The organism is Brachybacterium sp. AOP43-C2-M15, assembly GCF_052446295.1.
Taxonomy (GTDB): Bacteria; Actinomycetota; Actinomycetes; order Actinomycetales; family Dermabacteraceae; genus Brachybacterium.
In genome coordinates, this window is sequence record NZ_JBQSWB010000021.1 from 39,369 (window position 1) to 48,610 (window position 9,242).

A 9,242-nucleotide genomic window follows, 5' to 3' on the forward strand; every position below is an offset into this window, starting at 1 on the left:
ACGTGACGACCACGACTCCCAGCACCCGGAAGCAGTCTTCCGACGCCGAGAACCCCTCGCGCGTGTACAAGCTCGGCGCGGTGGGCGGCGACTGGCTCGACCAGCGTCTCACCGGCGGCGGCTTCGTCAAGTTCATGGCCCGCAAGATCTTCCCCGATCACTGGTCGTTCATGTTCGGCGAGGTGGCGCTGTACAGCTTCGTCATCCTGCTGATCTCGGGGACCTTCCTGACGATGTTCTTCGACCCCTCCATGGAGGAGGTCGTCTACAACGGCCCGTACACCGCGCTGCAGGGCGCGGAGATGTCGCGCGCCTTCGAGTCCACCCTGGAGATCTCCTTCGAGGTCAAGGGCGGCCTGCTGTTCCGCCAGATGCACCACTGGTCGGCGCTGGTGTTCATGGTCGCGATCTTCGTGCACATGTTCCGCGTCTTCTTCACCGGCGCCTTCCGCAAGCCGCGCGAGCTGAACTGGCTCGTGGGCTTCACGCTGATGGTGCTCGGCATGGTCGCCGGCTTCTCCGGCTACTCCCTCCCGGACGACGTGCTCTCCGGCAACGGCCTGCGCGTGATCGACGGTCTGATGAAGGCGATCCCGGTCGTCGGCACCTATCTGTCGATGCTGCTGTTCGGCGGAGAGTTCCCCGGCACCGACATCATCCCGCGGCTGTTCACCATCCACATCCTGCTGGTGCCGGCGATGATCCTCGCCCTGATCGGGATCCACCTGGTGCTGCTCGTGCTGCACAAGCACACCCAGTACCCCGGGCCCGGCCGCACCGAGCGCAACGTGGTCGGCTTCCCGGTCTTCCCGGTGTACGCCGCCAAGGCCGGTGGCTTCTTCTTCCTCGTCTTCGGCATCATCACGCTGATCTCGGCCACCACGTCGATCAACGGCGTGTGGATCTACGGTCCCTACGATCCCTCCCCCGTCTCCGCCGGCTCCCAGCCGGACTGGTACATGCTCTGGACGGACGGCGGCCTGCGCCTCATCCCGGGCTGGGAGTTCACGATCTTCGGCTACGTGATCTCGCTGAACATGCTGATCCCGTTCGCCGTCTACGGCGGTCTGCTGGCGGTCCTGGCGCTGTACCCGTTCCTCGAGGCCTGGGTGACGGGCGACGACCGGGAGCACCACCTCAACGACCTGCCGTACAACGCGCCTGTCCGCACCGGGCTCGGCGTCGCCTGGATCATGGTCTACCTGATCCTCGCGCTCGCGGCGACCAACGACCTCATCGCCATCGCCCTGCACATGTCGATCAACGATCTGACATGGGCGTTCCGCATAGGGATCTTCGTGGTGCCGGTCCTCGCCTTCTACGTCACGAAACGACTGTGCCTGTCGATCCAGCGCCAGAAGCGGGATCTGGCCCTGCACGGCGAGGAGACTTCGCGCGTGGTGCGCACCGAGACCGGTGACATGATGGAGATCCACGAGCCGCTCAGCGACTACGACCGCTGGGTGCTGGTGCAGCACGACGACTACCGACCGCTCAAGGCCGGCAAGGGTGTCTCCTCGCTGCGCGCGAAGGCCACCAGCTTCTTCTTCAAGGACCGCATCGAGCCGGTCACCCCGGCCGAGCTCCGTGAGGCGCTCGAGCATGCCGGGCACGAGCGGCACGTCATCGACGAGCTGACGGGCGGGGATCACCGCACCCCGGCCGAGAAGGCTACGCACTGACACGGCTCCCTGGCCGCTGAGCGGCGACAGCGACGGGCCCCGAGGGATGTTCTCCTCGGGGCCCGTCGTCGTCTCCCCGACTCCACGCGGTCGACGACGGCGGCGCTCGACCTCGCCGGGTCCCTGCCCGCTCCCCCGCCCTGCGAGGCGCGCCCGGCGCGGGGCCGACTGCATGATGCCCGGCCCGGCACAGCAGCGTCTCGTCCCGCTCGACTCACTCGAGGTGGACAGGCGCACCTCGACGGCGACGCTCCCGCGGCCGACCGGAGATCTCCTCGACGAGATGGCGGGCAGCCGTCGGGCTGAGCCGACGGTCCGCGCGACGTAGGGCGCGCAGGGATCGCAGCGGGGTCCTCGACGGATCGAGCCCGGCCTGGCGGAGCGTCTCCTCCGCCCACTCCCGCGCGGCGCTCAGCGTCTCGTCGTCCCCAGGGAAGAGCCTGTGCAGCTGCTTCCGCGCGCGGCCCACGGGATCCGCGTGTCCACCGATCATCCGTGCGCTCCCTCCGATGCCGTGGGCCGCCGCGACGCACCTCGACGGTGCCCTGCGAGCGACTCCTGGGTATGGTCGCGCTCACGCTAGCATCCTGCCGGTCCAGCCCGGCATGCCGCAGGGCCCCGGTCCCGCGACCGTCGCGCGACCGTCGCGCCTCGTCCCGTGCCCGTCGCGCCTCGTCCCGTGCCCGCCTCGCACCGCCCCGCACCCGTCCGCGACGCCGCTCCCAGCTCCGTCTCGGGGTGCTGGGCATGCGCGCGGCACGGGCGGGCGAGCAGGCCCCGGGTCCACCCAGCATACAGCGCTTTTATGCAGTACTGACCGGTACGCACGTTGTGCACCGTCACGGAGGAGAGGACATGCCGCGTGGGCGTCGGCGTCCGCGCAGGTGGCCGGGCACCCTGCGGGTCCGGCGGCCGGGCATCACGCAGGAGACGGCCCGCGGCAGCGGATGACGCGGCAGACTGCTCGCGCCGTCGGCGGGACGGCGCTCATCGGTCCTGGGACGCCGCCCGCCCGAGATCAGCACCGCAACAGCGGCGGGACAGCGAGACGCCCGCCGCTCCGTTCGGAGCGGCGGGCGTCTCGAGGATCAGCGGGCGTACGGCCCGGGCCTCGCCCTGTCAGCGGCGGTGCGGGTGGGTCAGTGGGCGTGCTGCCCGACGGAGAACTCCAGGACCCAGCTCAGCACGCCGTAGATGGCGAAGATGACGCCGAAGGCGAAGATCCACCATCCGGCGGCGACGCCGAGGAAGCACAGGCCCGCGCCCACGGCGGCCCAGAGGGGCGCCCAGCTGTACGGAGAGAAGCTCCCCTGCACGCCGGCGTCGTCCGAGACCTCGGCGTCCAGGTCGTCCGAGGCGCTCAGCTGGTGCTTCCTGCTGGTCAGGCTCAGCGTCATGGCGATCATGAACGCGAGGCCCGCCACCGCGAGGATGGCCGGGAAGCCGACCGGCTCGAGCCCGAGCGGCTCGTAGCGTGCGGTGAGGAAGCCGTAGGCGATCGCGACGATCAGGAAGAAGGCTCCCAGGATCCAGAAGATCTTTGCGCTTGCTCTCATGTCAGTTCGTCCTCGGGTTCAGGGCGGGCTCCTCGGCGAGCATGTGGTCCTGCAGAGCGACCTCGGGGTGGTGGAGGTCGAAGGCGGGACGCTCGGATCGCACTCGGGGCAGGGAGTGGAAGTTGTGGCGCGGCGGCGGGCAGGAGGTGGCCCACTCGAGGGAGGCGCCGTAGCCCCACGGATCGTCGACCTCGACCTTCTTGCCCTTCACATGGGTCAGCACCACGTTGAGCAGGAACGGCAGCGTCGAGACGCCCATGATGAACGCACCGATCGTGGAGATCTGGTTCATCCAGTCGAACCCGTCCTCGTACAGGTAGTTCACGTAGCGGCGGGGAGCGCCGTCCACCCCGAGCCAGTGCTGGATCAGGAACGTCATGTGGAAGCCGATGGTCAGCAGCCAGAAGTGCAGCTTGCCGATGCCCTCGCTGAGCTTGTAGCCGAACATCTTCGGCCACCAGAAGTAGAAGCCCGCGAACATCTCGAAGACCACGGTCCCGGCCATCACGTAGTGGAAGTGCGCGACCACGAAGTAGGTGTCGGAGATGTGGAAGTCCAGGACCGGCGAGGACAGGATGACGCCGGTCAGGCCGCCGAAGATGAAGGTGGTGAGGAAGCCGAGGGTGAACAGCATCGGCGTCTCGAAGGTGACCGAGCCCCGCCACATCGTGCCGATCCAGTTGAAGAACTTCACACCGGTCGGGACGGCGATGAGCATCGTCATGAAGGCGAAGAAGTCCAGCATCACGGCACCCGTGGTGTACATGTGGTGCGCCCACACGGTCACCGACAGCGCAGCGATCGAGATCGTCGCGCCCACCAGGGTCTTGTAGCCGAAGATCGGCTTGCGGGAGAACACCGGGATGATCTCCGACGCGATGCCGAAGAAGGGCAGCGCGAGCACGTAGACCTCGGGGTGGCCGAAGAACCAGAACAGGTGCTGCCACAGGATCGGACCGCCGTTGGCCGGGTCGAAGATGTTCGCGTCGAAGCGCCGGTCCGCGCCGAGGGCCAGCAGCGCTGAGGCGAGCGGCGGGAAGGCCATCAGCACCAGGACGCCGGTGATCAGCGTGTTCCAGGTGAAGATCGGCATCCGGAACATGGTCATGCCCGGCATCCGCATGCACAGGATCGTGGTGATGAAGTTGACCGAGCCCAGGATCGTGCCGAAGCCCTGCAAACCCAGTCCGAAGACCCACAGATCACCACCCAGGCCGGGCGAGAAGGTCGTGTCCGACAGCGGCGCGTAGGCGAACCAGCCGAAGGACGCGGCACCCTGCGGGGTGAGGAAGCCTGCGACCACGATCAGCGAGCCGAACAGCGTGATCCAGAAGGCGAACATGTTCAGACGCGGGAACGCCATGTCCACGGCGCCGATCTGGAGGGGCACGAGATAGTTCGCGAAGCCGTTGAACAGCGGCGTGCCGAACATCAGCAGCATGATCGTGCCGTGCATGGTGAACAGCTGGTTGTACTGGTCCTTGGAGACCACGACCTGGAGACCGGGCTCCCACAGCTCGGTGCGGATCCCGAGCGCGAGAAGGCCTCCGAAGGCGAAGAACGCGAACGCCATGCCCATGTACATCATGCCGATCAGCTTGTGATCGGTGGTGGTCAGGAGCTTGAAGAACTGCCTGCCCAGACCGGTGGGCCGCTCCTCCTGGAATCGTCCCGGCGACGACGTGGTCGGCGCGGCCGTGATGTCGGTGCTCACTCGTTGTCTCCCTCGGTGCCGGCGGACTCGGTGTCCTCGGAGTAGCGAGGACCGGCGTCGTCATGCTTCTCGCGCATGCTCCACTCCTCCTCGTTGCGGTTCAGGTCCACGCCCAGCTGACCCTCGAAGCCCTGCTCGCGCAGCTCCTGGATGTGGGCGTCGAACTCCTCCTGGGAGACGACCTTCACGTTGAACAGCATGTCCGAGTGGTACTCGCCGCAGAGCTCGGCGCACTTGCCGGCGTAGGTGCCCTCACGGGTGGGGGTGATCTGGAAGCTCGTGGTGTGCCCCGGGAACATGTCCTTCTTGTAGAGGAAGTCCACCACCCAGAAGGAGTGGATGACGTCCCGGGAGTCGAGCCGGAACTCGACGGTCTCCCCGACCGGCAGCCACAGCTCGGGCAGCGAGTCGGCAGCACCCGGCTCCCCGGTGGCGAAGGACTGCACGCCGGCGGGCTCGTGCACGTCCTCGCCGACGTAGTTGATGTCCCAGCTCCACTGCTTGGCGACGACGTTGACCGTATGGTCCGGCTCTGCCACGTGCATCTCGATCTCACGGGCGTCGCGCTGGGTGAAGTAGAAGAAGGTCAGCACCATGACCACCGGCACCAGGGTGAACATGAGCTCGAGCGGCACGTGGTAGCGCAGCTGGACGGGGAAGCCCTTGTCGTGCTTGCGACGGCGGTAGGCGATCGCGCACCAGATCGTCAGGCCCCAGATGACCAGGCCCACGATGACCAGGACGGCCCACGAGCCGACCCAGAGGTTCGTGATCCGCTCGGTCCTGTCGGTGACCTCCTGGCCGTCCGCGGGACCGGGCAGGAATCCGCGCTGCTGCGCCTGGGAGCAGCCGGCGAGGAACAGAGTGGCCAGGGCGAGGCCTGCTGCCGCTGCGCGGCGTCCGCGCCGCGCGCGCTGAGGGACCTGGGGGATCACAGGGGATGACCTTCCGCTCGTCGTCTCCTGGCCGTGTCACCGGGCCGTGCGCTCTGGCTCGGACCGGCTCCGTGGCGCGGAGCTGGTACTGATGTGGGCGGGACATGCCCACAGTGCCGCGCCCTCCCTGCGAGAAGAGGGCCGCATCGGGCCCGAGGGCCCGGCACTTGACGGCACGTTGTCATCATACGTCTTTCCTGAGGTGGTGCGGCCACTCCGACTCGCCTGGGACCGTGCGGCGCGTCGGTCCGTGACCGGTCCGTGATCTGCGCGTCGCCGCCGTCACATGGGACGAGCCCGGAGCGGTGACCGGATCGTCACCGCGCCGGGCCCTGTGGCCGGGGCATGCCCTGCGGACGTCCGCCGCAGAGCAGTCGCTCAGCTGAAGGAGTCGCCGCAGGCGCAGGAGCTGCCCGCATTGGGATTGTCGATCGTGAAGCCCTGCTTCTCGATGGTGTCGGCGAAGTCGATGACGGCACCGGTGAGATAGGGGCTGCTCATCTTGTCGACGATCACCTCGACGCCGTCGAACTCGGCGACCAGGTCGTTGTCCATGGTGCGCTCGTCGAAGTAGAGCTGGTAGATCAGGCCCGAGCAGCCGCCGGGCTGCACCGCGATCCGCAGGCGGAGGTCGTCACGACCCTCCTGCTCCAGCAGGGTGCTGACCTTCTGCGCCGCCCCGGGGGTGAGGGTGACGTCGTGCGCCGCGGTGGGGCGCTCTGTGGTGGGCGTGGTCATACGGTCCTCCTCGAAGCTCGTGTGCCCCCAGGATACGCCGCCGGTTCCCGGAACGGGGGATCGGGGGCGCGGTGGTCCGTCTCACGCGGGTCGCGTGCACGTCCCTGCCCCGCCCTCCCCTTCACAGGACGCCGCGGAACAGCGCCAGCAGGATCACTCCCCCGTAGCCGAGCACCACACCGACCACTGCACCGGTGGCCCCGTCGCGGCTGCGGCCCGTGAACACCATCGAGACGGCGACCACCAGCACGGCGAGCACGAGCAGCAGCCCCCACCAGAGCAGGAAGTAGCCGGCGAGGAAGCCGGTGACCAGCCCCATCACCAGCATCGGGATCATCAGCGGCGAGACGGTGGAGCGTGCCCCCGCTGGCTCCTCGGACGGTCGGTTCACGCGGATCGGCCCCCGAGCGTCCCGGCGCCGCGCAGCAGCAGCGCCTCGGCGAGGCAGACCTTCGCGAACTCCCCCAGGTGCAGGGACTCGTCGATGCCGTGGGCGCGGGACTCGGGGTCCTCGACCCCCGTGACCAGCACCTCGGCCTGCGGGAACACCTCGAGCAGATCCGCGATGAAGGGGATCGACCCGCCCAGACCGGTGTCCACGGCGGGCGTGCCCCAGGCGCGCGCGAAGGCGGTGCGGGCGAGATCCATGGCCGGGGAGTCCCGGCGGGCGCTGTAGGGCCTGCCCTGCTCGCCGCGGTGGACCGTGACCTGCGCGGTGGAGGGCGCACGCTGCTCGAGGTGCGAGACCAGCGCCTCCATCGCGACCGCAGGGTCCTCCCCCGGCGGGATCCGCAGCGAGATCTTGGCGCGCGAGACGGGGACGAGGGTGTTGGAGGCGTCGCGGACGCTCGGGGCGTCGATGCCGATCACCGAGAGCGCGGGCCGGGTCCACAGCCGCGAGGTCAGGGAGCCGGTCCCGGAGAGCTCGAGCCCGTCGACCACGCCCGCGTCCCGTCGGTAGTCGGCTTCGTCCATCTCGACCGAGGGATCCGGGGCGCGGACCAGTCCCTCGACGGCGACCTCCCCGTTCTCGTCGTGAAGGGTCGCCAGGAGCCGCGAGAGCTGCGTGAGCGCATCGAGCACGGGACCGCCGAAGAGGCCCGAGTGCACGGCGTGGTCCAGCGTCCGCACCTCGATCACGAGGTCGGCGAGACCGCGCAGGCTCGTGGTCAGGGCGGGCGTCCCCACCGCCCAGTTCGCGGAGTCCGCGACGATGATGAGGTCCGCGGCGAGCCGATCGCGATGGGCCTCGATGAAGGGGCGGAAGGTGGGGGAACCGGCCTCCTCCTCGCCCTCGACGAACACGGTCACCCCGATGCCGTCGGCGGCCAGCTCCTCACCGACCAGGCGCAGAGCGGTCACATGGGCCATCACGCCCGCCTTGTCGTCGGCGGCCCCGCGGCCGTAGAGGCGGCCGTCGCGCACCTCCGGGACGAAGGGGTCGCCCGTCCAGTCCTCGACGTCGCCCGTGGGCTGGACGTCGTGGTGGGCGTACAGCAGCACGGTCGGCCGCCCCGGGGCGGCCGGGGTGCGCGCGATGACGGCGGGGCTGCCGCCGTCGACGGATTCGATGTCGACCTCGGCCATGCCCGCGCCGCGCAGGAGCTGCGCGACGGCCTCGGCGCTGCGCCGCACGGGCGCGGGGTCATAGCCCTCGAAGGCGATCGAGGGGATGCGCACGAGATCCTGGAGGTCCTCGATCGCCGCGGGCAGCAGCGGCTCCAGCCGTGCTCGCAGCGTCTCGACCTCCTCGGCATCACCGGTCGCAGCGGGGGGCACGGGGGCAGGCTCGGGAGTGCTCATGACCGTCACCGTACCGCCGCTGCGCAGGCTCCCGCCCACGGTTCGGTCACAGCCGCGGAGCGTGCGGGGCGTGGTCCCAGGGGTTCCTCGGTCACGTCACCTAGACTTGCCCGGTGATCTTCCGCAAGTCCGAGCCCCCGCAGACCCCCGAGCCGACGTCGCAACCTGCGCGACCCGGCTCCAAGGGCCGTCCCACCCGCACCCGCAAGGAGGCCGAGGCGGCGCGTCGTCGGCCCCTGGTGGTCGACGACCGCAAGGAGGCTCGCCGGCGCGACCGGGAACGGGCCAGCAAGGAGCGCGCGGAGGCCCAGCAGGCGCTCATGACCGGTGACGAGAAGAAGATGCCGCTCCAGCACCGCGGCCCGGAGCGCAGCTTCGTGCGCGACGTGGTCGACTCCCGGCGCAACGTCGCCGAGATGTTCTTCCCCATCGCGCTGATCTTCATGCTCATCGCACTGATCCTGCCGCTGCTGCGCCAGGACCTGGCGCCGCTGCTCAGCGCCGGCATGATCGTCGTGCTGTGGGGCGGCATCGCCGTCTGCGTGATCGACGGCTTCCTGCTGCGCCGCAGGCTGCGCGCGCGGCTCACCGAGCGCTTCGGCGACGTGCAGCGGGGCCTGGTCGGCTACGGCATCATGCGCGCGATCCAGATCCGCCGCTTCCGTCTCCCCCGCCCCCAGATCAAGCACGGCCAGGCGCCGCGCTGATCAGCCCGCCGCGCCTCCCCGCCCGGGAGGACGCGCAGCGCACGGGAACCGTGCACCGCAACAGCGCACGAGGACGGGCGCCCCGCTAGATGGGGGCCGCCCGGCCC

8 protein-coding genes are annotated in these 9,242 nt (G+C 69.5%); 2 read left to right on the forward strand and 6 right to left on the reverse strand.

The window, feature by feature from the left end; translation table 11 throughout:
• Nucleotides 1-2: 2 nt before the first annotated feature.
• Nucleotides 3-1,682 (forward strand): cytochrome bc1 complex cytochrome b subunit, encoded by a 1,680-nt coding sequence (gene qcrB / locus ACT3SP_RS16975; protein WP_444588479.1) that lies wholly within the window; start codon nucleotides 3-5, stop codon nucleotides 1,680-1,682.
• Between the two features lie 1,139 nt (nucleotides 1,683-2,821).
• Here the strand turns inward: qcrB and ACT3SP_RS16980 are convergent.
• The 6 genes from ACT3SP_RS16980 to ACT3SP_RS17005 all read right to left on the reverse strand — a co-directional run bounded on the left by ACT3SP_RS16980 (nucleotide 2,822) and on the right by ACT3SP_RS17005 (nucleotide 8,428).
• Nucleotides 2,822-3,238: a cytochrome c oxidase subunit 4 gene (locus tag ACT3SP_RS16980; RefSeq protein WP_444588480.1), complete on the reverse strand. Its 417-nt coding sequence runs from the start codon at nucleotides 3,236-3,238 to the stop codon at nucleotides 2,822-2,824.
• Nucleotide 3,239: 1 nt separating this feature from the next.
• Nucleotides 3,240-4,952, reverse strand: coding sequence for an aa3-type cytochrome oxidase subunit I (ctaD, locus tag ACT3SP_RS16985; protein WP_444588481.1), 1,713 nt, complete (start codon nucleotides 4,950-4,952; stop codon nucleotides 3,240-3,242).
• Nucleotides 4,949-5,887, reverse strand: a complete 939-nt coding sequence (gene ctaC / locus ACT3SP_RS16990) for an aa3-type cytochrome oxidase subunit II (protein ID WP_444588482.1) — start codon at nucleotides 5,885-5,887, stop codon at nucleotides 4,949-4,951. Before ctaC ends, ctaD begins: the two co-directional genes overlap by 4 nt.
• A 378-nt stretch (nucleotides 5,888-6,265) precedes the next feature.
• Entirely contained in the window at nucleotides 6,266-6,625 is a 360-nt protein-coding gene (gene erpA, locus ACT3SP_RS16995; RefSeq protein WP_444588483.1) for an iron-sulfur cluster insertion protein ErpA, read from the reverse strand.
• A 121-nt stretch (nucleotides 6,626-6,746) separates the two neighbouring features.
• Entirely contained in the window at nucleotides 6,747-7,016 is a 270-nt protein-coding gene (locus ACT3SP_RS17000) for a hypothetical protein (RefSeq protein ID WP_444588484.1), read from the reverse strand.
• Complete coding sequence (locus ACT3SP_RS17005) at nucleotides 7,013-8,428, reverse strand: dipeptidase (RefSeq protein ID WP_444588485.1); 1,416 nt, start codon at nucleotides 8,426-8,428, stop codon at nucleotides 7,013-7,015. Before ACT3SP_RS17005 ends, ACT3SP_RS17000 begins: the two co-directional genes overlap by 4 nt.
• Nucleotides 8,429-8,541: 113 nt before the next feature.
• On the opposite strand from ACT3SP_RS17005, the gene ACT3SP_RS17010 reads away from it, so the two are divergent.
• The gene (locus ACT3SP_RS17010; protein ID WP_444588486.1) at nucleotides 8,542-9,135 is read left to right on the forward strand and encodes a DUF3043 domain-containing protein; all 594 of its coding nucleotides are present in this window, start codon (nucleotides 8,542-8,544) and stop codon (nucleotides 9,133-9,135) included.
• The last annotated feature ends 107 nt before the right edge of the window (nucleotides 9,136-9,242 follow it).

Coding starts and splice junctions, on each gene's coding strand:
- ACT3SP_RS16980 (WP_444588480.1), bottom strand. CDS start 3,238: ATGAGAGCAAGCGCAAAGATCTTCTGGATCCTGGGAGCCTTCTTCCTG.
- erpA (WP_444588483.1), bottom strand. CDS start 6,625: ATGACCACGCCCACCACAGAGCGCCCCACCGCGGCGCACGACGTCACC.
- ACT3SP_RS17005 (WP_444588485.1), bottom strand. CDS start 8,428: ATGAGCACTCCCGAGCCTGCCCCCGTGCCCCCCGCTGCGACCGGTGAT.